28 protein-coding genes are annotated in these 23301 nt (G+C 63.5%); 10 read left to right on the forward strand and 18 right to left on the reverse strand.

What is annotated here, in order from left to right; translation table 11 throughout:
• Positions 1–13 precede the first annotated feature (13 nt).
• The gene (locus NKL06_RS23005) at positions 14–556 is read left to right on the forward strand and encodes a GNAT family N-acetyltransferase (protein ID WP_023691743.1); all 543 of its coding nucleotides are present in this window, start codon (positions 14–16) and stop codon (positions 554–556) included.
• A 69-nt stretch (positions 557–625) separates the two neighbouring features.
• Here the strand turns inward: NKL06_RS23005 and NKL06_RS23010 are convergent, their stop codons facing one another.
• The 8 genes from NKL06_RS23010 to flhA all read right to left on the reverse strand — a co-directional run bounded on the left by NKL06_RS23010 (position 626) and on the right by flhA (position 6198).
• A complete protein-coding gene (locus NKL06_RS23010; protein WP_023683274.1) occupies positions 626–910 on the reverse strand; it encodes an SCP2 sterol-binding domain-containing protein in 285 nt (94 codons plus the stop codon).
• 195 nt (positions 911–1105) lie between these two features.
• On the reverse strand, positions 1106–1654 hold the full coding sequence (locus tag NKL06_RS23015; protein ID WP_023683275.1) for a hypothetical protein: 549 nt from the start codon (positions 1652–1654) through the stop codon (positions 1106–1108).
• Between the two features lie 28 nt (positions 1655–1682).
• Positions 1683–2099, reverse strand: coding sequence for a hypothetical protein (locus NKL06_RS23020; protein WP_023671919.1), 417 nt, complete (start codon positions 2097–2099; stop codon positions 1683–1685).
• 13 nt (positions 2100–2112) lie between these two features.
• Entirely contained in the window at positions 2113–2685 is a 573-nt protein-coding gene (locus NKL06_RS23025) for a rod-binding protein (protein WP_023671918.1), read from the reverse strand.
• Positions 2686–2774: 89 nt separating this feature from the next.
• Positions 2775–2909 (reverse strand): hypothetical protein, encoded by a 135-nt coding sequence (locus NKL06_RS23030; protein ID WP_023691742.1) that lies wholly within the window; start codon positions 2907–2909, stop codon positions 2775–2777.
• A 67-nt stretch (positions 2910–2976) separates the two neighbouring features.
• A complete protein-coding gene (locus NKL06_RS23035) occupies positions 2977–3360 on the reverse strand; it encodes a hypothetical protein (protein WP_023691741.1) in 384 nt (127 codons plus the stop codon).
• A gap of 1 nt (position 3361) precedes the next feature.
• Positions 3362–4114 carry a flagellar biosynthetic protein FliR gene (fliR, locus tag NKL06_RS23040; RefSeq protein WP_023691740.1) on the reverse strand — a complete coding sequence of 251 codons (753 nt, stop codon included), beginning with the start codon at positions 4112–4114 and terminating at the stop codon, positions 3362–3364.
• The gene (gene flhA / locus NKL06_RS23045; protein ID WP_023671908.1) at positions 4111–6198 is read right to left on the reverse strand and encodes a flagellar biosynthesis protein FlhA; all 2088 of its coding nucleotides are present in this window, start codon (positions 6196–6198) and stop codon (positions 4111–4113) included. Before flhA ends, fliR begins: the two co-directional genes overlap by 4 nt.
• Before the next feature lie 123 nt (positions 6199–6321).
• Between flhA and NKL06_RS23050 the strand changes: the two genes are divergently transcribed.
• Complete coding sequence (locus NKL06_RS23050; protein ID WP_023691739.1) at positions 6322–6621, forward strand: putative quinol monooxygenase; 300 nt, start codon at positions 6322–6324, stop codon at positions 6619–6621.
• A gap of 39 nt (positions 6622–6660) precedes the next feature.
• Here NKL06_RS23050 and NKL06_RS23055 read toward each other — a convergent pair whose 3' ends face one another.
• The gene (locus NKL06_RS23055; protein WP_155921527.1) at positions 6661–6975 is read right to left on the reverse strand and encodes a hypothetical protein; all 315 of its coding nucleotides are present in this window, start codon (positions 6973–6975) and stop codon (positions 6661–6663) included.
• Positions 6976–7145: 170 nt separating this feature from the next.
• On the opposite strand from NKL06_RS23055, the gene NKL06_RS23060 reads away from it, so the two are divergent.
• The 8 genes from NKL06_RS23060 to NKL06_RS23095 are packed head-to-tail and all read left to right on the forward strand — an operon-like array spanning position 7146 to position 13936.
• On the forward strand, positions 7146–7505 hold the full coding sequence (locus NKL06_RS23060; RefSeq protein ID WP_023691737.1) for a hypothetical protein: 360 nt from the start codon (positions 7146–7148) through the stop codon (positions 7503–7505).
• Positions 7502–8155: a helix-turn-helix domain-containing protein gene (locus NKL06_RS23065; protein ID WP_027049833.1), complete on the forward strand. Its 654-nt coding sequence runs from the start codon at positions 7502–7504 to the stop codon at positions 8153–8155. The genes NKL06_RS23060 and NKL06_RS23065 overlap by 4 nt, the downstream gene beginning before the upstream one ends.
• 37 nt (positions 8156–8192) lie before the next feature.
• Positions 8193–9269 (forward strand): extracellular solute-binding protein, encoded by a 1077-nt coding sequence (locus NKL06_RS23070; RefSeq protein ID WP_023691736.1) that lies wholly within the window; start codon positions 8193–8195, stop codon positions 9267–9269.
• Between the two features lie 22 nt (positions 9270–9291).
• Entirely contained in the window at positions 9292–10164 is an 873-nt protein-coding gene (locus NKL06_RS23075) for an ABC transporter permease (RefSeq protein WP_023691735.1), read from the forward strand.
• Positions 10164–10961: an ABC transporter permease gene (locus NKL06_RS23080; protein WP_023691734.1), complete on the forward strand. Its 798-nt coding sequence runs from the start codon at positions 10164–10166 to the stop codon at positions 10959–10961. The genes NKL06_RS23075 and NKL06_RS23080 overlap by 1 nt, the downstream gene beginning before the upstream one ends.
• Positions 10958–12073, forward strand: coding sequence for an ABC transporter ATP-binding protein (locus NKL06_RS23085; protein WP_023686365.1), 1116 nt, complete (start codon positions 10958–10960; stop codon positions 12071–12073). The genes NKL06_RS23080 and NKL06_RS23085 overlap by 4 nt, the downstream gene beginning before the upstream one ends.
• 50 nt (positions 12074–12123) lie before the next feature.
• Positions 12124–13509, forward strand: a complete 1386-nt coding sequence (locus NKL06_RS23090) for an NAD(P)/FAD-dependent oxidoreductase (RefSeq protein WP_023691733.1) — start codon at positions 12124–12126, stop codon at positions 13507–13509.
• Positions 13510–13567: 58 nt separating this feature from the next.
• Complete coding sequence (locus tag NKL06_RS23095; RefSeq protein ID WP_081725355.1) at positions 13568–13936, forward strand: cupin domain-containing protein; 369 nt, start codon at positions 13568–13570, stop codon at positions 13934–13936.
• 23 nt (positions 13937–13959) lie between these two features.
• Here NKL06_RS23095 and NKL06_RS23100 read toward each other — a convergent pair whose 3' ends face one another.
• From NKL06_RS23100 to NKL06_RS23140, 9 genes are all read right to left on the reverse strand, one after another.
• Complete coding sequence (locus NKL06_RS23100) at positions 13960–15603, reverse strand: MFS transporter (protein WP_023671898.1); 1644 nt, start codon at positions 15601–15603, stop codon at positions 13960–13962.
• A 222-nt stretch (positions 15604–15825) separates the two neighbouring features.
• Positions 15826–17694, reverse strand: coding sequence for an asparagine synthase (glutamine-hydrolyzing) (asnB, locus tag NKL06_RS23105; protein WP_023691732.1), 1869 nt, complete (start codon positions 17692–17694; stop codon positions 15826–15828).
• Between the two features lie 71 nt (positions 17695–17765).
• Positions 17766–18032, reverse strand: coding sequence for a flagellar biosynthesis protein FliQ (gene fliQ / locus NKL06_RS23110; protein ID WP_023671896.1), 267 nt, complete (start codon positions 18030–18032; stop codon positions 17766–17768).
• A gap of 24 nt (positions 18033–18056) precedes the next feature.
• Positions 18057–18464 (reverse strand): flagellar hook assembly protein FlgD, encoded by a 408-nt coding sequence (gene flgD, locus NKL06_RS23115; RefSeq protein ID WP_023671895.1) that lies wholly within the window; start codon positions 18462–18464, stop codon positions 18057–18059.
• Positions 18464–18907: a flagellar biosynthesis repressor FlbT gene (gene flbT, locus NKL06_RS23120; RefSeq protein WP_023671894.1), complete on the reverse strand. Its 444-nt coding sequence runs from the start codon at positions 18905–18907 to the stop codon at positions 18464–18466. The genes flgD and flbT overlap by 1 nt, the downstream gene beginning before the upstream one ends.
• On the reverse strand, positions 18904–19251 hold the full coding sequence (gene flaF / locus NKL06_RS23125; protein WP_023671893.1) for a flagellar biosynthesis regulator FlaF: 348 nt from the start codon (positions 19249–19251) through the stop codon (positions 18904–18906). Before flaF ends, flbT begins: the two co-directional genes overlap by 4 nt.
• A 30-nt stretch (positions 19252–19281) precedes the next feature.
• Positions 19282–20325, reverse strand: a complete 1044-nt coding sequence (locus NKL06_RS23130) for a flagellar hook-associated family protein (RefSeq protein WP_023671892.1) — start codon at positions 20323–20325, stop codon at positions 19282–19284.
• Positions 20326–20328: 3 nt separating this feature from the next.
• Positions 20329–21783: a flagellar hook-associated protein FlgK gene (gene flgK, locus NKL06_RS23135; protein WP_023686357.1), complete on the reverse strand. Its 1455-nt coding sequence runs from the start codon at positions 21781–21783 to the stop codon at positions 20329–20331.
• Positions 21784–21959: 176 nt separating this feature from the next.
• A complete protein-coding gene (locus NKL06_RS23140) occupies positions 21960–23213 on the reverse strand; it encodes a flagellar hook protein FlgE (RefSeq protein ID WP_023691731.1) in 1254 nt (417 codons plus the stop codon).
• Positions 23214–23301 lie beyond the last annotated feature (88 nt).

A 23301-nucleotide genomic window follows, 5' to 3' on the forward strand; every position in this document is an offset into this window, starting at 1 on the left:
CCTCGAGGGGGAGATGGCCGGCGCCATTCCCATCGTCGCCGAAACTGCGGCAGACATTGCATCGCGTGAAGCGTTGCTCGATCGCGCTATGGGGCCGATGCGGCGCAAGGAATCGTCGGAGAAGCTGCGGCGTGGCCGCCGGCCTTCCGAAGGCCTCGCTTTTATCGTGCGCGATGCAGCCGGCGCGGTTGCTGGTACGGTGCGGCTGTGGGACGTGCGTCTGGGCGAGGGTGGCCCAGGAGCACTTCTGCTCGGACCGCTCGCCGTCGATCCGGCGCTGAAGAACGCCGGCATCGGCTCGGCGCTGATGCGCCATGCTTTGGCCGAGGCCGCGCGTCTCGGCCATGCCGCGGTGCTGCTGGTCGGCGATGTGCCTTACTATGGCCGCTTCGGCTTCTCGGCGGAGAAGACCGGCGCGCTCGCCATGCCTGGTCCGTACGAGCGGCACCGCCTGCTGGCGCTGGAACTGATCGATGGTGCGCTCGACGGCGCGCATGGCACGCTGAAGGCTGCAGGTCGCAAGCTCAAGGCACAGAGGCTGTCGCTGGCCGCCTGATTGTCCAAAAACAAACGCCGCCGGTCCTTTGCATTTCAGCGAGGGCGGCGTTTTGTTTTTGCGAAGGGCTCAGCCGATCAGTTGGCTGAGCGCCATGGCGACCGACATATCGCCTTCGACCTTTATCTTGCCGGACATGAACGCCATGGTCGGGTTGAGGTCGCCGGCGATCAGCGAATCCAGATCGTCGAGCGACAGCTTTATGGTGCAGTCGGTCGGCGCGTCGGTGGTCGAGACGGTTGCGCCGTCGATGACGATGACGCCGTTGCTGCCGGTATCGAACTTCACGGAATGTTCGAACCCGGCGCTCGCCACGCGCGACCTCATCTTCTCGGCAATATCCTGAACGCTCATGACTGTTCTCCTGGTCTCGTTGCGTTTTGCCGCGCTTCAGTGACCGGCCTCCGCCGAAGTCACTGTCTCGCGCGTACCGCGATCCTGGTCGCTTGGCGCATATAGCTTCGAGTTGACGTAAACGTCAACGCGCGATGCGTCATCTCGTTTCAGTCGGAAGGAATGCGGCAGAGAACATTCGCCCTGCGACGAAGGTTAGTGTTCAGCAGCGGGCTTCGCCGCCTCGGCCTGGGCCGATTCCGCCGGGGCCGGTTCGGTCGGCGTGGCCGGATCCTTGCGGCGGCGCATGGCGTTGTCGCGGATTTCGTCCTTGGTCAGGAAGTTGACCTGGTCGATCAGCACTTCATGCACCAGGTCGGCGCCGACGCGAGCGTTGACGGTGTCGCGTATGGCCTTGCGGAAGGCATCGAGATCGATGGTTTCCTTCTTGGTGAAGTCGATCTGAGGATTGGAGTAGAGATAGGAATACACCTGATCGGTCATCAGCGCTTCGGCCGGGATCGACATCTTCTTTATCTCGGCCGGCTCGACCGTGTAGACGAGCTTGGTGAGGAAATAGCCGTCGATCTTGGAATCGCGGATCAGCGGCACCGAGATGATGTCGGTCTTGACGTAGTCGAGGCCACCCAGCATCGGTTTCGGCGTCTCGCCGACGCCGCGCTCACCGGCCGCCTGGAACGAATAGAACACCGCGCCAAGCGTGGCGGCGCAGATCCAGATCGCGGCGGCGATGAATTTGATCACCGGTTGTTCCCGCCTGTTGCCGAGATCATCAGCTCGCCCAACCGAATTCGCCGGCCGAGTATGTGCCGTCGGCTTCGGCGCGCTGAATGGCGTTCTTCAACAGCGTGGCGACTTCGTTGACCGCGTTGAGGTGGGCGAGGATTGCAGCCTCGTTTTTCGCGAGCTTCTGGCGCAGCCGCGCCAGACTGTCGCGATGCTGTTCCAGGAATTCGATCTCGTTGGCGCCCTTCATGGCGCGGGTCAGCTCATAGAGGTAGCGGCTCTTGCGGGCGTTGGAGGCCTTGAGGTCATAGCTGGTGTCGTTCTTCAAACCGGCCGTCTCTTCCTCGACCGCTTCCTCGATGCGGCCGATGATGGCGGCAAGGTTGCCCGGCCGTGCAAACGGGATCGGCGCTTCGGACGTACGCGCCGGCAGGTTGGAAGAGTATTTTGAAAAATCGGCCATTGAAAATCCTGGTCTAGATCTTGATTTCGGTTTTGATGGTCGTCTCGTCGCCGGTCATCGACCGTGCGGCCTTGCGCTGCAATTCCTCGACCAGCGAGGTGGACAGCCGGGTCTGCTGGTCGATCTCGGTCTTGTGCGGCCCGGTTGACACCGGGCCGATCGGCACGGTGCGCTTGCCGTCCTTGTAGTGGTCGGCGAGCAGCGATTTGGCGATGCCGATCCCTCCGCGCTCGGCCATGACGTCGGCGACACGCTCGGCAAGCTGCGATTTCCACATGTCGCCGGCCAGCCCCTTGCCGTAGACGCCCTCTGTGTCCTTGGGCAGCATGTTCTGGATGAAGGTCTGCAAGACCATCGCCTCGAACTTCTTGAACTTGCTGGCGGGATCGGCATTTGCGGCGGCCTTGTCGGCGGTGGCGCGCGACAGGATCGAGCCGGCATCGACCGAAGCAGCCATGTCGACAGAAAAATTACCGCCAACGCCGTTGGCCCGCTTGGCCAGCGCGGCACGGGCAGCCTCGATATCCGCCGGGTCGACGGCTCGGGCAACATCGAGAACGATGTCGCTGGGTGGAGAAATCGCCAAGAAAGTCCGCCTCTTTGCCGGGTTTCCTGAGCGACCATGCCGCAGCAAGCTTGTGGCAGGCTTGCCGGCTCGAAATCCTTCGCCGGATGCTAGGCCATTGCTATCAGCAGCGGCAACTCCGGCTGGGTCGATGCGATCTGGTCGTTTGCGGTGGGCGCTGCCGGCGTCGCCATGGTCAGATCGTAGGTGGCGTAGGCGCAGAGGCCGAACACGGCGCCGTACACCCAACACAGCCCGCCGCACGGAACGAAACCGAACGCCGTCCGCAGGTGACCCGGCTCTAACTTCCGATTATTCCTGCCCTCGCCTCTGCGCGATCAGATCGAGCCGGTCGCGGTCGGAGCGTTCGCGTTCGTCCTGTCGGCGCACGTCCTTGTAGGCGCGCTCGACCATGTTGGTGCGCGCCGTCGCAGTGGCGATGAGCGTGACCTCCTGCCTGGCGCCTTCCAGGCTCGCTTCCTGCCGGACCAGCGCATTGGCGATGCGGCGATGGTAGAGGTCAGGGAACAGCACCGCCATCGACTGGTCGGCGTCGAAATGCTGGACAAGTTCCCTGGCCTCGGTTTCGGCGGTTGCCGCTGCCGCCAGGAAGGCCGCATGGCGCGTCTCGTGCAGGGCCTTCAACTGCTCCTGCACCTTGACCAGTTTCTTCAGCCGTTCCTTGCGCGTGCTCATCTCACCTCGCCAGCGTCAGGTCGACAAAGCCGTCGACGAACAGCGACAGCATGGTGCCGATGGCGAAGTAGAAGATGATCATGCCGCCGGCGATGACGAAAGGCAGCGAGATAAAATAGACCGGGATCTGCGGCGTCAGCTTGTTGACGAAGCCGATCGTCAAATTGACGAGAATGGCATAGGCGATGAACGGGCTGCCGAGCCGGATGACCAGGAAGAAGGCGTCCGACACCGTGTCGGTGAGATCGACCAGGGCGGCCTGGGGATTGAAGAAGACGTTGACCGGCGCCACCGTGTAGGAGGCGACCAGAGCGCGGATGATCTCGTGGTCGAAATCGAAGACGAAGAGCAGCAGCAACGCTGAAAACGAGATGATGGCGGCGAGAGCCGCCTGCGGTTCTGGCTCCTCGATGGCGGGGCCGCCGGTGCCGCCATAGCCGATCAGCATGGCGATGGCCGAACCCATGAAGCGCAGAGCCTCCATGTAGAGCCTCGTCATCGCGCCGATCAGCCCGCCGACCAAAAGTTCGGAGATGATCATCGGCGCCAGCACCTGCGGACGCGCATCGACGAAGGGAAAGATCTTGTCCCACAGGAAGGCGAGCAGGCCACCGGTGGCGGCGATCGACACGAACAGCCGGACCTGGACCGGCACGCGGGCGCTGGACAGGCCCGGCATCAGCATGAAGCAGGCGCCGATGCGACAGAAGGCGAGGAAGGCGGCGATGACGACGCCTTGCGACAGTATGTTCACGAGATCGTCCCGAGCACCTTGATCTCGACGCCCTTGGCGATTTCGACATGGGAGAGAACGGGAAGCGTCGTGAACAGGCGCTCGATGATCATGCGCACATAGGGGCGAGCATCGGGCGCGGTGACGAGGACAAAACGCTCGCCGGCCTCGAGATGCTTGCGGATCGCCTTGGTCGCGTCCTGGCCGAATTCCTCCAGCTGGCGCGGGTCGATGTCGAATTCGCGCACCTCGCCCTTGGCGTCGCGCTTGAGGCTCTGGTGGAAGGCGAGGTCCCAGCGGTTGCCGAGGCGCAGCACCTTGAGCATGCCGCCCTCGGAGAGATCGCCGCAGATCTGCTGGGCCATGCGGATGCGGACATGCTCGACGATCTGCTCGGTGCGGCGCACATGCGGCGCGATCTCGGCGATAGCCTCGATGATCAAATGCAGGTTGCGGATCGATACGCGTTCGGCCAGCAGCAATTTCAGCACCGCCTGCAGGCCGGGATAGGAGATGTGCGAGGTGCAGATCTCGTCGGCGAGCTTGCGGTATTCCGGATCCTGGCGCTCGAGCAGCGCCTTCATGTCCTTGTAGGACAGAAGCTGCGGCAGGTTGTTGCGGATCACCTCGGACAAATGGGTGAGCAGCACCGACATGTTGTCGGCAAAGGTATAGTTCTCGCGCTTCAGATCCTCGGCGAAGGTTTCGAGCACCGAGAAGGCGCGCATGCCGAAGGCCGGCTCGCGGATTTCCTCGCCGGGAACGTCGGGCAAATCCCGGTTCCCCAGCAGCACCATGATCTCGCCGACGCGCATCTGGTATTCGGCGACGACGGTGCCGTGGACCTTGATCTGATAGCTTTTCGGCGGGATGCCGAAATCGTCGGCGACGCGCACTTCCGGCACGACGAAGCCGTATTGCGTGGCAAATTTCTTGCGCATCTTGGCCATGCGGAACACCAGTTCCTGATGCGACACCAGCAGCCGCGTCGACAGCTGCTTGCCGATCAGAAGCTCGATCTCGGCGGTGGTCAGCGAAGCCTTGACCGAGTTCTTCTCTTCCTCGACCTTGTTCGCCTTCTCCAGATCCTTGATCGCTTCGGCGGCGGCAGCCTCGCGGTTGGCGCGCATCGGGATGACGTAGCCAAGACCGGCCATGCCTGCAGCCAGCGTGAAGAACGGGAAGAACGGCAGGCCGGGCATCAGGCCGAGCAGGACGAGCAGCGAGGCCGCGACATAGAGCGCGCGCGGATGCGCGCCGAGCTGGCCGAACACCGCCTGGTTGGTCGAGCCGCGCGTGCCGCCCTTGGACACCAGCAGGCCGGCGGCGAGCGAAACGATAAGCGCCGGGATCTGGGTGACCAGGCCGTCGCCGACCGACAGCTTGATGAAGACATCGGCGGCTTCGCCCATGCCCATGCCGTGCCTGATGTAGCCGATGGCGATGCCGCCGACGATGTTGATGGCGGTGATGATGAGGCCGGCAATGGCATCGCCGCGCACGAATTTCGAGGCGCCGTCCATCGAGCCGAAGAAGGACGATTCTTCCTCGAGTTCTCTGCGGCGCAGTTGCGCTGTCTTGTCGTCGATCATGCCGGCGGACAGGTCGGCGTCGATCGACATCTGCTTGCCGGGGATAGCGTCGAGGGTAAAGCGGGCGCCGACTTCGGCAATACGGGTGGCGCCCTTGGTGATGACGATGAAGTTGACTACGATCAGGATCATGAAGACGATCAGGCCGATGACGAAATCGCTGGCCATCACCAGTTTGGAGAAGCCGGCGATGACATAGCCGGCGGCGTGCGTGCCCTCATTGCCATGCGACAGGATCATGCGCGTGGTGGCGATGTTGAGCGACAGCCGCAACATGGTGGCGATGAGCAGCACGGTCGGGAAGGACGAGAAATCGAGCGGCCGCTGGATCCACAGCGCCACCATCAGGATCAGCACCGACAATGCGATCGAGAAGGCGAGGCCGATGTCGATGAGGAAGGCCGGGATCGGGAGGAACAGCACGGCCAGGATGATGACGATGCCGATGGCGAAGAAGACATCGCGGCCGTTCTTGGCCACTGTTCCTGTCGCTAAGCTTTCGCTGACTGCCATGTCGTCCCCAATCACAAGCCTGCCGAGCACGCGACAGCCCTTCGAGCCTAACCGGTCAAGCTTGCGCGAGGGTGGGAGGACTGGTTAGTTGCCAGGACGACAGAGGCCTTGAGGAGAGAGATCATGCTGGTGATCATCGGCACCATTCGCTTGCCGGCGGAACGGCTCGACGAGGCAAGGCCGGCCATGCGGCGCATGATACTGGGCAGCTGGGCGGAGCCCGGCTGCATCGAATACTCCTACGCGCAGGACGTGCTCGACGCCGGGCTCATCCATGTAATCGAGGTGTGGAGCGACAGGGCCGCGCTCGACGCGCATTTCCGCTCGCCTCACATCGCCGATTGGCGGGCGAGCTGGGCATCGCTCGGCATAGGCGAGCGCAACCTCATGCTCTACGAGGCCGGCGAGCCGAAGCCGATCTGAGGACCGGGCACAGTCAAGAAGGCGTAGGCCCAAGAAAGTCTAGCAGGCGTTGACCTGTCTGCAGGACCATCCGCCGCCATCGGTATCGTGGCAGTCTTCATAGCTGCCGTAGCAGGTGTTCGTCGAATTGCGATACCAAGGGTAGCCGCCAGGACAGCAAACATCTTGTTGTGCAGTCTGGATAAATTCCTTTGCCGGCCGGCTTTGGTTTTCCGGATTGCCTCCCGCCAAAAAAAGAGACATCGGGTGTGACACAACAGACCTAACCGGCATATCCATGCTTGAATTGCTCACCGCAGACGAGCTCAAAAAAATCATGCCAACAGCTAATGAAAAAAATCCCCGCGCACTCATCTTCTCCTCCTTGAGGGAAATGGAGACGGCCAAAAATAACACAGCTGCGTCGATTGCGTAAGCGATCGCTCATATACCTCGACACGCTCGCGGGGAATTGAAGCGGGGCGGCAAGCCTGACTGCGCCTCAGCGCCAGAATGGCGCCGCAAGCAGCCGGCATTATGTCGGCGTGCTGATCGTCGCCGAACTGCACAGCGATCCGTCCGATGGTGAGACGCCGGTGCTGGCCCTGGCCAAATTCCGGGATGCGGTGCTGGTGCCGACCATGAACGTCCAGTCGGCCGCCGAAACCTTCCAGCGCGTCGTCGCCGAGGAACTGGCGGTGGTCGAGGATTTCGACAACCGGGTCGTTGTCGGGCTTTTGACCAAGGGCCATCTGATGCGACGCTACGCCGAGGAACTCGACAAGGCGCGGCGCCACCTGTCGGGCGAAGAACAGGCCTCAGCCGGCATTTTAAAATGTCCCGGCGCTTGCCACGTGTACAGTGTCACTGTACAAATTGTTCAGTGGGAGAAAAAGACGGGATGAGCACCGACCAGGCTCCGGTCAAGAACGGCGTCGCTTCGACAGCGACGCATGCCCATCAGATGCTGGGCCAGCGGCTGAAGAGCCTGCGTCTCGGCCGGCGGCTTTCGCTGCGCGAACTCGCCGAGCTGACCGGGACCAGCGCCAGCTTCATCAGCCAGCTCGAGCGCGGCCTGACCGGCGCCAGCACCGCCTCGCTCAACCAGATGGCCTCGGCGCTTGGGGTGAGCGTGGCGATGCTGTTCGAGGATAGTGCCGCCGGGCAGCGCGGGGTCTTGCTGCGCAGCGAGCGGCCGAGCCTGCCGCCCAGCGACGGCTGCCGCAAGATGCTGCTCTCGCGTCCCCCTTTAAGCGACATGGAAGTCTATGTCGGCGAGTTCGAAATCGGCGGCTCGACCGGCCCAGCGCTCTACACCCATGGCGACGCGCACGAGATGCTCGTCGTGCTGCGCGGCATCGTCGAGGTTTCGCTCGGCGATGTCAGGCATGTGCTGGAAGAGGGCGACAGCATCGAATACGCGACATCGACAGCACATCGCTCAGAGAACATCGGCAGTGGCCGAGCCGAGGTGATGTGGATCATTGCGCCACCGACTTCGGTGCGCGCCGAACTCGATCAATACAGGGCCTGGAAACCGCTCGCAGCCAGGTAGGTTCAATCCATGCGGGTCAAATGGGAGAACAATAATCATGCTGAAAACAAGACATCTTGGCCTTGGCGCCGTGCTGGCGCTCGGCGTTCTGGCAACCGCAGCGTTCGCGCAGGAAAAGCCTGTCGCGGGTGAGGTCAAGGAAGGCTCGCTCAAGGGCAAGACGCTGACGCTCGTCTCCTATGGCGGCATCTACCAGGACGGCCAGGCCGCCGCGCTCAAGGAGTTCGTCGAAAAGTCCGGCGCCACGCTGCTCAATGACGGGCCGACAGAGATCGCCAAGCTGCAGGCGCAGGTCGAATCCGGCAACGTCACCTGGGACGTCGTCGACACCGCCGACCTGCCGCCTTACGTCTATTGCGGCAAGCTGTTCCAGAAGCTTGATTTCAGCAAGCTTGACGTCTCCAAGGTGCCCGAGGGCCAGGTCGGCGAATGCTCGGTGCCGGCCATGAACTACGGCGTCGTGCTGATGTACAACAAGGAGAAGTATGGGGATAACCCGCCCAAGAACTGGGCCGATTTCTTCGACACGGCAAAATTCCCCGGCACGCGCGCGCTCGACGGTTCGGGCGACCCGACGGGCGGCCTGCTGGAGCAGGCGTTGAAGGCGTCTGGCGGCGACCCGAAGGCGATGACGGCGGCCGACATCGACAAGGCCATCGATGTCATCCGCAAGCTCGGTCCCGACACGATCTACTGGAAGACCGGCGCTGAGTCGCAGCAGCTTGCCGAATCTGGCGAAGCCGACATGCTGATGATGTGGACCGGACGTGCCATGACGGCGGTGAAGAACGGCGCCAAATATGCGCCGGCCTGGCAGGACTGGCTGGTGGTGATGGACCAGATGACCATTCCGGTCGGCGTCAAGGATCCGGATGCGGCTTATGCGCTGCTCAATGCCTATCTCGGCAAGGGGGCGCAGGAGATCCTGGCGCAGCAGACCTCCTATACGCCGATCAACAATGACGCGCAGCCCAAGGTCGATGCGTCGGTCGCCGCCTTCCTGACCAACACGCCCGAGCGCCAGAAGCAGGGTTACAAGCAGAACATCAAGTTCTGGGTCGAGAACTTCCCGGTGGCGCAGGAGAAGTGGTCGGCGCTGATGGCAGGCAACTGAACAGCCAAGTGAGAGCCAGGCCGTGAGCGCGTCCGAACCCATCGCCCAACCCGCCGCCCATGCGCGGCCGGGTCGGGCATGGCGGCCGTTCGCGCTCACGGCGCCGGCGCTCATCCTGCTCGTCGCGGTGATCGGGTATCCGCTGCTCACCATCGTGCTGCGCAGCCTGTCGGAACCTGAGTGGGGGCTGCAGAACTATGCCTGGTTCTTCGGCGCGCCGGTCAACCTGACAGTGCTGCAGCGGACTTTCGTCATTTCGGCCTGGGTGACGCTGGTCTGCGTCATCGCGGCCTATCCCTATGCCTATCTGATGACCGCGGTCGGGCCGCGCGTCCGGCTGGTGCTTGTGCTTTGCGTGCTGATCCCGTTCTGGGTGAGTGGTGTGGTGCGAACGCTGTCATGGGTGATCCTGCTGCAGGATTCGGGCGTCATCAATTCGTTGCTGCGCTCGGTCGGGTTCGGCGGCGTCAAGCTGATCCGCACCCAGACCGGCGTGGTCATCGGCATGGCGCAGGTGCTGTTGCCGTTCATGATCCTGCCGCTCTATTCCGTGATGCAAGGCATCGACCTCAGGCTGATGCGTGCGGCGCAAAGCCTCGGTGCGCGGCCGTCGCGCGCGTTCTTCACCGTCTATCTGCCGCTGTCGCTGCCCGGCGTCTATGCCGGCGCGATCATCGTCTTCATCCTGTCGCTCGGCTTCTACATCACGCCTGCTTTGCTCGGCGGCCCGCGCTCGACCATGCTGTCGACGCTGGTGCAGACGCAGGTGCTCAGCCTGCTGCAATGGGGCAGGGGCGGCGCCATGGGCGTCGTTCTGCTGGTCACCACCTTCGTGCTGCTGGCGCTGGCAGCACCTGTGATGCGGTCCAGTCATCGGGAAGCGGGGCGGCGCTGATGGAGATGAAGCCGCTCACCCGCGTTCTTCTCGGGCTCGTCTGCCTGCTGGTGGCGATATGGCTGGTGGCGCCGACGCTGGTCGTGGTGCCGATGTCGTTCAACGAAAACAAATCGCTGGCGTTTCCGCCGCAAGGCTTTTCCTGGCAGTGGTACCAGAATTTCGCCACCAATCCGGACTGGTCGAACAGCTTCCTGAACTCGCTGAAAGTCGCCTCCATCGTTGCCGTCCTGGCAACGGTGCTCGGCACGCTTGCCGCCTTCGGCCTCGACCGCATGAAGGCGCGGCCGGCGAACCTTTTGCGTATGCTGATGCTGACGCCGATGGTGGTGCCGGGCGTGGTGCTGGCGATCGGCATCTATGCCGTCTATCTCGACACGCAGCTCGTCGGCACGCTGCTCGGCTTCGTGCTGGCCCACACCATCCTTGCGCTGCCCTTCGTGCTGATCGCGGTCTCGGCCAGTCTCGAAGTGTTCGACCGCCGGCTGGAGACAGCCGCCGCGAGCCTGGGCGCCGGCGCACTGACCACGTTTCGCACGGTGACGCTGCCGCTGATCGCGCCGGGCGTGCTCTCAGGCCTGCTGTTCGCTTTCGCCACCTCGTTCGACGAGATTGTCGTGTCGCTGTTCATCACGAACGCCTATCTCAAGACATTGCCGGTGCAGATTTTTGCCTCGATCACGCGCGACGCCGATCCGACGGTGGCGGCTGTCGGCACGATCCTGCTTTTCGCGACCACGATCCTGATCGGCGGCGGCATGCTCCTTCTTGGCCGCGAGCGGAAAGGACGCCAATGAATCCGAAGCCGACAAGCAAGGGCGCGGCGATCGATCTCGAAGCGATCAGCAAGGCCTATGGCGGCTTCAAGGCGCTGGACGGCGTGTCGCTGCGCATCGAGCCCGGCGAGTTCATGACGCTGCTCGGCCCCAGCGGCTCGGGCAAGACGACGACGCTCAACGTGATTGCCGGTTTCACCGATGTCACCAGCGGCAAGCTTCTGGTCGGGGAAAAAAGCGTCGTCGGCGTGCCGGCGCACAAGCGCAACATCGGCGTCGTCTTCCAGCATTACGCGCTGTTCCCGCATATGAGCGTCGGCCGCAACGTCGCCTATCCGCTGACGCTTCGCGGCGTCGACCAGGCGACGAGGCAGACACGCGTGGCAAGGGCGCTCGACATGGTCAAGATGGGCGATTTCGCGCATCGCTATCCCAGCGAATTGTCGGGCGGCCAGCAGCAGCGCGTGGCGTTGGCACGCGCCATCGTCTTCGACCCGCCGCTGCTCCTGATGGACGAGCCGCTCGGCGCGCTCGACAAGAAGCTGCGCGAATGGCTTCAGCTCGAGATCAAGCGCATCCATCGCGAACTCGGCACCACCTTCGTCTATGTCACGCACGATCAGGAAGAGGCGCTGGTGCTGTCGGACCGCATCGCCGTGTTCAACCGCGGGCGCATCGAGCAGGTCGGCACCGGCCGCCAGCTCTATGACGAGCCGGCAACGCTGTTCGTCGGCCGCTTCATCGGCGATTCCACCGTGCTGCGCGGCAAGGCGCGCAGCGATGGCAACAGCACCGCGCTGAGCATCGCCGGCGAGACGGTGACGGTACCGCGTAAGCTGTCGGGAGAAGCCAGTCCGGTGATGCTGCTGCGTCCCGAAAAGCTCGCGATCCGAAGAGCCGGCCAAAGTGCTGCCAATGGCGCCAACCGCCTGTCGGGGACGATCGCGGAAGCCATCTATCTCGGCTCGGAATCGAAATACGAAGTCAAGCTCGCCGACGGCTCGGCCGCGATCGTGCGCTCACCACTGACCGGCGAGAGTTTTGGCCTCGGCGACAAGGTCGAGCTCTGCTTCGACGGCAGCGATGCCAAGCTGCTCGCGGACGACGCAAGCGCCGACACCACACTCACCTGATTCCATCTGGCCTGATCCCATCTGGCCTGATCCCATCTGAAAGTCATTCCATGCAAGCCAAGCGCAACGGCGACATATCGTTCTGGTATGCGGATCTGGGGGCGGTTCCCGTTCCGCGCCCGTCCTTGCCTGGAAACATCGAGGCCGATGTCGCCATTGTCGGCGCCGGCTATACCGGCCTGTGGACCGCCTACTATCTGAAAAAGGCGAAGCCATCGCTGCGCGTCGTGATCGTCGAGCGCGAATTTGCCGGCTTCGGCGCTTCGGGGCGCAATGGCGGCTGGCTGTCGGGCGGCTTCAGCTGGTCGCGCGAAAAATATCTCAAGACATCGAGCCGCCAAGGCGTGATGGCGATGCAGGCGGCGATGGCAGGCTGCGTTGATGAAGTGATCCGGGTCGCGACCGAGGAAGGCATCGACGCCGACATTCGCCGCGTCGACAATCTGACGGTGGCCACCAACGCAGCGCAGTTGGAGCGCGTGCGCGAAGAATGCGAGACGATCCGTTCCTGGGATGTCGACCCGAACCGCGTCGAGATGCTGGACGCCGCCTCAACGCGCACGCGCATCAACATCCGTAACGTCATGGGCGGCTTCGTCGTCCATGGCCAGGCGCGGGTGCAGCCGGCCAAGCTGGTGCGCGGGCTTGCCGATGCCGTCGAGCGGCTGGGCGTGCCGATCTATGAGAAGACGACGGTGACAAGCATCGCCAAGGTCAGCGTGACGACAGACCGCGGTACGGTGCAGGCGGAGACGATCATCCGCGCGACCGAGGGTTTTACATCAGGCATCCCCGGCGAGGAGCGGACCTGGCTGGCGCTCAACAGCGCGCAGATCGTGACTGAGCCGCTGCCTGCCGACCTGTGGCGCGACATCGGTTGGGAAGGGCACGAACTGCTCGGCAATGCGGCGCATGCCTATTGCTATGCCCAGCGCACGCGTGAGGGACGCATCACGATGGGCGGACGCGGCGTGCCTTATCGCTACGGCTCGCGCACCGACGTCAACGGCCAGACGCAGCAGGCCACGATCGACCAGCTGCACACGATCCTGACGACGCTCTTGCCGCAGACCAAGGGATGCCGCATCGATCACGCCTGGTGCGGCGTGCTCGGCGTGCCGCGCGACTGGTGCACCACGGTCGGCCTCGATCCCGCGACCCGCATCGGCTGGGCCGGCGGCTATGTCGGCCTCGGCGTGTCCAGCTCCAACCTTTCGGGGCGCACGCTGGCTGACCTTGTTCTCGGGGCAAACACCGAGCTGACGAAGCTGCCCTGGGTCAACCGCAAGGTCAGGCCATGGGAACCGGAGCCCTTCCGCTGGCTGGGCGTGCATTCGATGTACCAGCTTTATCGCATTGCCGATGGCCGCGAGGCGGCAGGGCTTGCGCGCACCTCGAAGCTGGCCGCGTTGGCCGACAGCATCACCGGCCACTAAAGCCATTTGTTCTCACGCAATTCCGGGGCAGACCCCTTTCCTGGAATTGCTCTTATCCATGGAGCTAGACTTGATCGATCTTTCGACCTTCCACGATCTCGCCAAGGCCGAGATCGGCGCGTTCTCTCCTAAGCCAAGCTCGATTGAAGGCGATCAGGTCGAGGCCGTGCGCTCGTTCTTTCAATCGCCTGACGGGACTGTCGATGTCGGCATCTGGGAATGCACGCCCGGCCGCTTCACCGCCGATCGTTCGGACTCGTCGGAGATCTGCCACATCATTTCGGGGCGCGTGGAACTGAGCCGCATCGATGGCGAGGTGCGGGAACTCGGTCCGGGCGATCTCCTCGTCCTGCCGCAGGGCTGGAAGGGCGAGTGGCTGATACGCGAGACCACGCGCAAGCTCTACATGATCCAGAGCGCCGGCTGACCGGCGCTACGGCTATGGCGAGCTCAGTGATCGATCGGCCCCTTCGGCGAGACCAGCGCGGTGCCGGCGGTCGTCGGGCGCTCGATCAGGCGGCGCACGCGCGGCGGTTCGTCGCCGCTGTGCAGCGCCCGCACCCGCTCGCCGACGACGGCGTCGGCATGGGTGGCGCGCCGGTTGTGGCGGATGTATTCCAGCCAGGTCGGCGTGTGGTAGTGTTCGATCCAGACTGCGGGATTTTCTAGGTCCCGAGCCAGCGTCCAGTTGCGGGCGCCGTCGCGGCGGCGGATGCGCCCGCGCTCGGCCATGGTGGCGAGGAATTCGGGTACATCTTCGTCGCGGATAATGTACTCTATCATGATGGCGATGGGGCCGCTGCGCGGCTTCAGGTCGAGGCCGAGATGCGGCTCCTTGAAGCGGTTGAGCGGGTCGAGGTTGAGAGTCGTCTGCTGCGGCAGCGGCAGGAACAGGCCGATGGCGCCGCCAACAAGCATCGCGATGGCCGCCGCAATCAGCGCGGTTTCGGCGCCATGCGCATCGGCAACGACGCCCCAGATCCAGCTGCCCAGCGCAATGCCGCCGAAGGTCGCCGTCTGGTAGACCGACAGCACCCGGCCGACGACCCAGCGCGGCGTCGACATCTGCACCGTGACGTTGAAATGCGACAGCGCGATCACCCAGCAGGCGCCGCCGATGAGCAAACCCGCCGCAGTCTGCCAGGCATTGAGGCTGATGGCGGCATTGAAGGCGCAGACGGCAAAGCCGGCGAAGGCCATCCGCACCATCGTCTCGCTGGACAGCAATTGTCTGAGACGCACGCTTATCAGCGCGCCGCCGACGGCGCCGATGCCGAAGGCGCCGAGCATGATGCCGTAGGTCAAGGCATCGCCCTTGACGACGTCGCGCGCCACCAGCGGCAGCAGCGCCAAAACCGCGCCGGCGCTGAAGCCGAAGGCGGAGCCCCTGACCAGCACCTTGCCGATGTTGGGCGACATGGCGACATAGCGCAGGCCGGCGCCCATGGCGGCGCCCAGCGTCTCGCGCGGCAGCGTCGAGACCGGCAGCTCCGGCTTCCAGCGGAAGAGCACGATGATGAGACCTATATAGCTCAGCGCATTGGCGGCGAACGCAGCAGCCGCACCAGCGGCGGCAACGATGATGCCGCCGATCGCCGGGCCGACGCTGCGTGTCAGGTTGAAGCCCAGTGAATTGAGTGCAACCGCGGCCGGCAGCTTGTTGCGCGGCACCATGTCGCCGACCGATGCCTGCCAGGACGGGTTGTTGAGCGCCGTGCCGCTGTCGATTAGGAAGGTGAAGGCAAGCAGCGTCCACGGCGTCATCCAGCCGTTCCAGGTGAACAGCGTTAGAAGTGCAGAGACGACCAGCATGAAGATTTGGGCGATCAGCATCACCTTGCGCCGGTTGAAGCTGTCGGCGATGGCGCCGGCGACGAGTGCAAACAGCATGATCGGCAGAGTGGCCGAGGCCTGGACCAGCGCCACCTGATAGGGCGACGTGGCGATGGTGGTCATCATCCAGGCGGCGCCGACGCCCTGGATCAGGCCACCGAAATTCGACACCAGGCTGGCCGACCAGACGGCGCGGAAGATGCCGTGCCGGAACGGCGCCAGCGCCGAAACGCGTTCGCTGTCCGGCTCGTCATCGATCATCAGACCTGTCCCACCTTAACGTGCTGGTTTCGTCCGCGGGGACGACAATCATGGCATCCGTTTGAAATAGAGCACGACATCCAAAAGGGCGAACGCGTCTTCGAAAAGATCATGGTCCAACAACAGGATAGCAAGGCGAAAATACGTCAGCCGGGAATGGTCCGCTACCCAGAGCGATGTTCTCATTGGTCCACTGCGCGGGGCTGTCGGCCGCGCGCGAAGTCAGCTTCTGTCCCGGGCAGCGGTATGCAAGGCTTCGGTCAGCGTGCCTGTCGTCTCGCCGCCGGCGTGAAGGCGCAGGAAAAGCTCCATGCCGACAAGCCGCAGCCTGGACGGTTGCTCGCGCCGCGCCAACTGGACCATGTCCTCCAAATTCGCGGCGGGCCATTTCAAGGCATCGCGCAGGAAACCGCCGCGTAGCAAAGTCTCCGTGCCGGCCGAAAATTGCGACGACATCTCGAAGCCGATCTTGCGCGCCTGGACGTTCTGGCGCGGAATATGCTTTTCAGCGACCTTTCGCAAAAGCCATTTTCCTGTTTTGTCGCGGTATTTCTGCCGCCTCGGCAAATGGATGGCGAAGTCGATCAGGCGGTTTTCCAGGAACGGGACCCGCAGTTCCACGGACGCCGCCATGCTCAGCCGGTCGTGCCGGTGCAGGATGTCCTGCAGATGCGAATAGAGGTCGTAGAGGCAACTACCGAGAAAGGCGCGATCCGCGGGCGGCATAACCGGCTCCAGGCGGTCGAAGATCTCGGTTTGCAGAAAATTCAGCTCCGGCGACAAAGCACGCAGGACCATGCTGCGATCCATTTGTGAGTGGCTTCCAGCCGAGACCTTGTAGGGGGCATGACGCTGTTGCTCGAATCTCCGGTCGAGCGAGCGCTTCGAATGGACCAGGCGCCGGGGCCACGACCAGGAACGCCACTTCTTCATGCTCAAGGCCTGCAAGGGGTAGCCGCCAAACAATTCGTCTGCGCCTTCGCCGGTGAGCAGCACCTTGACGCCATCGGCCCGGCATCGTTCGGCAAGCGCCAGCAGTGCGACATGGCTGGCGTGCCAGCCATCGCTTTCAAGATGCCAGATTACCCTTGGCCAAAGTTCGAAAAACCGGTTCCTGTCGACCGGCACCCGGCGCAAGGGCACGCCGACATGGCGGCCGGTGCGTTCGGCGTCTTCGGCCTCGCTGTTGCCGAGCTGCGGGTCGACGACATAACCGTGGACTTCCGGCCTGAACCGCTTTGCCAGCGCCGTTATCAGGCCGGAATCGACACCGCTGCTGCAGGCGGTGGCAACGCTGGTATCGGCGATGCAGTGAAGTCCGACGCTGTCCTTGAGCAACGCCTCGAGCGTCGCCATGTGTTCAGCATCAGCGGATGCATCGCCGGTAATGCGCGCGGTCTCCAGCACGTCCAGCACATGCCAGAAGCGGCGCTTCTCGATAACGCCATCGGTGATCTTCCACAGGCCGGCGGGCGGCAGGCGCTCGATGCGGTCGAACAGGCTGTAGCTGGAATCGCGGCTCTGCCAGGCAAGCCGCAAGGTGATCTCGCGGCTGTCGATGTCGCGCGGAAAACCGTCGCAGGCGAGGATCGCCTTGTCCTCCGAGGCGAACAGGATTCGCTCCGGCGTGTCGGCCACCGACATCGGCTTGATTCCAAGACGGTCACGCGCAAGCCACAGCGCACTGCTGCGAGCGTCGAAATAGGCGAAGGAAAACATCCCGTCGAACAGCGGCACGGCTTTTTCGGGGCCCCAGTGATGCAAGGCTTCGAGAACCACTTCGGCATCGCAGATGGTTCGAAAGACGACGCCTTGCGCCTGCAGCGTTTCGCGCAGCGAGCGGTAATTGTAGACCTCGCCATTGTAGACGAGAACGCCATCGCCGGAAGAAGTCAGCATCGGCTCACGGGCGGCGGGCGAGGGATCGATGATGGTAAGTCGGCGGTGACCGAGCGCCAGCCGATTGTTGTGCCAGCTGTCATGATCGTCGGGGCCGCGATGTACCAACGCCTGCATCATGCTGGCGACATCCGACAGGTCGTTGGCGTCGATCGGGTTTCGTTTGCGCCAGACGCCGGCTATTCCGCACATGGCCTGCCGGTGAGTTCTGCCTGAGTCATGGCCTGCAATCTAGCCGGAACACAGCCGCCTGCAAGCGCTGCCTAGAACCCGTTTTCAATGCGCTCGAAAATGACGTTGGTGAAGGCCGAGATCTGGCTGCCGATGAACGGACCGGTCAGCGCCACGACCAGCATGATGGCGACGATCTTGGGCACGAAGGTCAGGGTGATTTCCTGGATCTGGGTCAGGGCCTGGATCAGGGCAATGCCGATGCCGACCACCATGGCGACCAGCACCACCGGCGCGGAAGCAACAAGCACCGTCCATACCGCGTACTGGACGATGTCGAGTGCGTCGGCCTCGTTCATGTGAGCGCGCCTCTATGGAACTGTCTAGCTGGCCGGCTTTATCGAAACGCCCGCGCCGACCGGCACTTCGGTGCCGTTCTGCAACACGGCGATCACGCCGTTGCTTGCAAGCTTGACCGAGGCCACGACGCCGGTCGTCTTGCCGTCGGCCGAGGTGATCGAGCGGCCGATCAAGGCATCGGCCTGCGACAGCGCCGAGGACTGCATGATCTGGTCGAGCTTGGTGTTGGTCTGCACCGATTGCTCTACCTGCGAGAAGGTGGCGAGCTGGGCGACATACTGCGTCGAATCCATCGGTTTCGTCGGATCCTGGTTCTTCATCTCGGCGATCAACAGCTTCAGGAACGACTGGTAGTCGACCGCTGTCTTCGACGTCTGCTGGGTGCCCTGGTTGGCGCCCGTGGGGATCGTCGTCGTCATGTCCACATTCATCAGTATTGTGCTCCCACGGCCAGCGGGCGCTTCGCACCCTGAACATCGTCATTGCCGCCAAGTGCGCGGCGTTCGAGCGGATAAAGCGCACGGATAGCCTTCAGCGCTTCATAGATATGGTCTTCGCCGACCATGCGGTCGATCTGCTTCAGCGCGCCACTGATCTGCTCATCCTCGAAGCTTGCCAAAAGCAAGGGCAGCGAGCGGCGGAACATGGCGCGCGCCTCGATGGCGCCGGCCGGGTTCATCAGCATCACCTGCAGGATGAAATAGAGCTGCTTGAGCGGCGTCAAGGCATCGTCGGCCTGGATGACATGGTTCTCGAGCAGGAACTGTACGTCGTTCATCAGCTCGACGGTGACCTTGCGGTCGACGCGGATGACGGCGCCGTTGATGTAGATCTTCTCGTTCGGCTTCAGCGATATCTTCAGCGTGTTGGTCATTGAATGCCGTCCCGGATGATCTGGGACACTTCGATCAGCCCTTCGAAATTGTCGGTGCGGCCCTGGCGGATGTCCTCGGCCTCGCGCAGCAGCCACAGGCCGATGGAGATGAGGTTGGCGCGCAGTTCCTTGGGCAGGACATTGTCGCTGGAACCGAGATCCTCGACGAAGGTGGTCCAGACCCGGTTGGTGAAGTGCAGCGCTTCGACCGCCTCCATCGAGGTGTGGCCGACCGCCGCCGCCGCCGCCAGCATTTCGATCGAGCGGGTCAAAAGCTGCCGCTCGCGATCTTTCGCATCGGCAACGGAGTCGGTCTGGATGTCGGCGTAGGAGAATTGGTACATCGTTTGGCTCTACCGTTGCGGTTGAGATTGTCAGGTCAGGTAGTTCAGCAGGCTCATCTGCTGCAGGCGCGCGGTCAGCGCGAAGGACGTCTCGATATGCTGCGTCAGATCCGCGACGCGGGTGGCTGCCTCGGCGGGGTCGACGCCTTCCAGATCAAGGATATGGCGCTCGAACAGGTCGACCTGCGTCTTCATGCGGTCGCTGGCGTCGGAGACCCGCTTCTCGGCAAGGCCGGTCTCGGCCTGCAGTTGCCCTAGCCCGCCCAGCGCCTCGCCGACCATCGCCTGGGCGCGGCCGACAACGGTGGTCTTCGCCGCCTGGCTGATATTGCCGGACAGCAGGCCGGTGATCAGGGCGGAAGCCATGGCGAGCTTGCGGATGCTGTCGTCATTGGCGCTGGCCGAGGTTTGGGTGGTTTCGCCCAGCGAAATGCGGCTGACGATCTGCTGGTCGGTGGCGTTCGACCAGTTGGCCTGCCAGCCGGAGCCCATGAACTGCGGCAAGACATTGCTGGTGATGAAGCCGTCCATCTGGGCGGCGGTGATGTTGGCAGCGAGCGGATCGGCCTGCGTGAAGCCGAAATACGACGAGAAGGAAGCGTCGAACGCCGCCTTGGCCGGCGAGCCCGCGGCGGTGAAATCGTCGATCGGCTTGACGTCGGTGTTGGTGCCGGCAAACAGATATTCGCCGTTGACGCTGGCGTTGAGGATAGAGGTCATCTGCTGCACGGCGGCCTTGCCGGCTTGCTGCGTGATGGTGCTCGAGGAATTGCCGGCGGCGGTCAGCGCGGTCAGCAAATTCTGCGCAGTGTCGGAAAGCTGGCCAAGCGCAGCCTGCGTCGAGGACAGCCGCGCGGTGACCAGCGAATTGGAATCGATGATGACGTTCAACCGGTCGAGGTCGCGCGAGAAGGTGACCGCCTGCGAGGTGCGCGCGCCGAGCGCCAGACCGACATCGGCGACGGTGCCGGTCGTCGATTCCTTGGTGGCTTTGACCAGTTCGGCCTGCATGCGCATCTGCTGATAGCGCGCGGCGTTGGAGAGGGCGGCTGATGAGACGGATGTGGCTTTCATGGCTTATCCTACGGCATCGAGCAGGGCCGACAGCATGTCGTCGACGGTTTTCATCATGCGCGCCGAGGCCTGATAGGTGTGTTCGAGGTCGAGCAGCAGCGACATCTCCTGGTCGACATTGACGCCGGTGTCGTTGGACAGCGCCTCGGCGGTGCGCGATGCCAGCGCTTCCTTGGCGTCGGCGTTGCTCGAGGCCTGCTGGCGCTGGCCTTCGAACCAGCCAATGGCATTGGCGGCGTAGTCGGACACGCTGGACGTGACGGTGATGCCGGCCGCAGCGTCGAAAGGCATCGGCTTGTCGAGCTTGTCGCCATAGCCGATCAAGAGCTGCGAATAGGAGGCGTTGCCGGCAGTGTTGGCGATATAGGCCGCACCATTGGCGCCGCCGTCGCGCAGCAGCACCGGATTGCCGCCGACGCTCGAGTCCATTGCGGCGTTGACCTTGATCGAGCCGGCAAGCCCGTCGATCAGCGTGCCGGCGGCCGGAATGGCGGGCGCACCCGACCAGGTGAACAGGCCGGTTCGGTCGGGCTGCGAAGGTGCTGTTTCGGCAAAGGCGGTGATGAGGCCGCGCGCCACTTCGTCGAGCTGGCTCTGCATCGTCGCCGCGACGCCGTCGCGCAAGGTGATGAGCCCGGCGAGCTTGCCGTCGGCGCTGGTGTTGCCGCCAGCCCCGGCGCTGACCGGCACATTGTCGATGTAGATGGTGTTGCCTGGTGTGCCGGCCGTGTAGCCCGCCGACGGGGTGAAACTTACCGAGCGCGGAATGGTCTCGAACAGTGTCGTGCCATCCTTGGTGGTGATGACCATGTCGTTGTCGCCACGCGTGAAGGTCGACACCGGCACATAGTCCGCGATCTTCTTCAGCAAAGCGTCGCGCTGGTCGAGCGCGTCGGATGCGTCGGTACCCGAACGGGTTGCGGAGATGACCGCCTTGTTGGCGTCCTGGAACTGACTAAGCAGCGAGTTGAGATCGTTAACCGCCGTTGATATCTCGCCATCGGCCTGGGTGCGGAAATCCTGGATCGCGTTGGTGCCGTCGTTCAGAGCGCGCACCACCTGCTGGGCCGCGTCGATGACGCTGGAGCCGAGGTTCTGGTTGGATGGCGTAGCGGCGTAAAGCTGCAGCGCGTTCTGCAGCTTGCCGATCGCGGTCGAGGCAGAGGAGGCGTTGTCGACGCCGTTGACGGCAACGGCGAGGCGGTCAATTCCGCTGTAAAGCGTGCTCTGGCCGCTCCATGCCGATTGCGCGCTAAGGTTCTGGCGAAACAGCAGGGCGTTGGTGGCGCGCTGGATCTCGACCGAGCGGGCGCCGGGCGCGCTGCTGACGACGACCGCCGTGCGGCGGGCATAGTCGGGGTTGCTGGCGTCGGCAATATTGCGGGAAAGGACGCTGGTCTGCTTCGATGTGGTCTGAAGCGACTGTTGGGCTATGGTCAATGCGGAAGTCAGCGACATGCGGGTCTTTCACGAGGCCAGTGGGGAGGGGATGACGTCTCTGCCCTGTCGGCGGCGTCGGCGTTCGGAAACCTGCAATTCCAGACCACCCCGGCCGGTTTGCCGGTGTGGCCTTGAATTCGAAATCCGCGCACCGCGCTGCTCTGGTTTGGGTTCATTCCCCTGGCGCCCGTCGTTTATCTCTTCAGGTTGACAAGGACATCCATGAGGTCGGAACCGGTCTGGAACACTTTCGAGTTAGCGGTGTAGCTGCGCTGCGCCGCGATCATGTTGGTCAATTCCTCGGCGATATCGACGTTGGAATTTTCCAACGCGCCGGAGATGATGCTGCCGAGCTTGCCTTCATTGGCGAAGCCGATGCGCACGGTGCCGGAGTCGGTGGACTGCGCATAGACATTGCCAGGCAGTGCGGTGAGGTTGTCGGCGCTCTGGACGTCGGCCAGTGGGATCTTGAACAGCGGCTTGGTCGAGCCGTCCTGATACTGGGCGTAAATGACTCCGTCCTCGCCGATCTGGATCTTTTCGATCGTGCTGGGCGCGTTGCCGTTGACCTTGGCTTCGGAGACCGTGAAGCCGGTGCCGAGCTGAGTCAGCTTGGACAAATCGAGGTCGAGCGACGCACCGCCCGGTACGGGGATGGTAATCGAATCGACGGCGCCGGTGAGTTTGCCGGTGGTGGTGTCGAAGGTCAGGTTGGCCGTGGCCAGCGCGCCGCCCGTATAGGGAAAGGATGTGCCCGGCGTCGCCTGGGACTGGTCGAACACAGAGACCGACCAGGTGCCGGTCCCGGTGTTGGTGAAATAGAGGTCGAGCAGCTTCTTGTTGCCGAGATTGTCGTAGGTGACCATCGAGGATTTCGACGTGTATTCCGCCGTCGGGCTGTTGGTGGACGGCAGCGGACCGGCGGGCGGCGTGGCGCCGGCCGGCAGATTGGCGTTGAAGTTGCCCGCGGTGCTGGGCGTCGCGGTCATTTCCTGGTCGGAGATCTGGACCGGCACCAGCCCTTCGAAACCGTTGGCGGTGGCAGCCGGTGTGCCGTTGGCGTAGCTGTAGGCCATCAGCTGGTAGCCGGCTGCGTTGACCAGTCTGCCCTGAGCGTCGGGAACGAATGCGCCGGCGCGGGTGAGGAAAGGCGTTCCGCTGGGGTCCTGGACGACGAAGAAACCGTTGCCGTTGACCGCAAGGTCGGAAACCGAGGTCGTGTACTGCAGCACGCCCTGGGCGCTGATGGCCGAGCGGATGGTGGTGTTGACGCCGCCGGAATTATAGGCGCCGCCGACCTGCGGCATGATCAGCGTCGAAAACTCGGCCGAGGATCGCTTGTAGCCGGTGGTGTCGGAATTGGCGATGTTGTCGGCTGTGGCCGAAAGGCGGTTGGCCTGCGCGTTCATGCCGGAAACGCCGGTCCGCATCATTCCGTAAAGGCTCATCGAACGTCTCCTCAATGCCCAACATCGTTGGGCCCATCTGTGGTCGCGAGGATATAATTTCTGTCTTGCGCGAGGCTGGCGCAGACCG

Origin of the sequence: Mesorhizobium sp. C268A (assembly GCF_040324475.1) — a bacterium.
Taxonomy (GTDB): domain Bacteria; phylum Pseudomonadota; class Alphaproteobacteria; order Rhizobiales; family Rhizobiaceae; genus Mesorhizobium.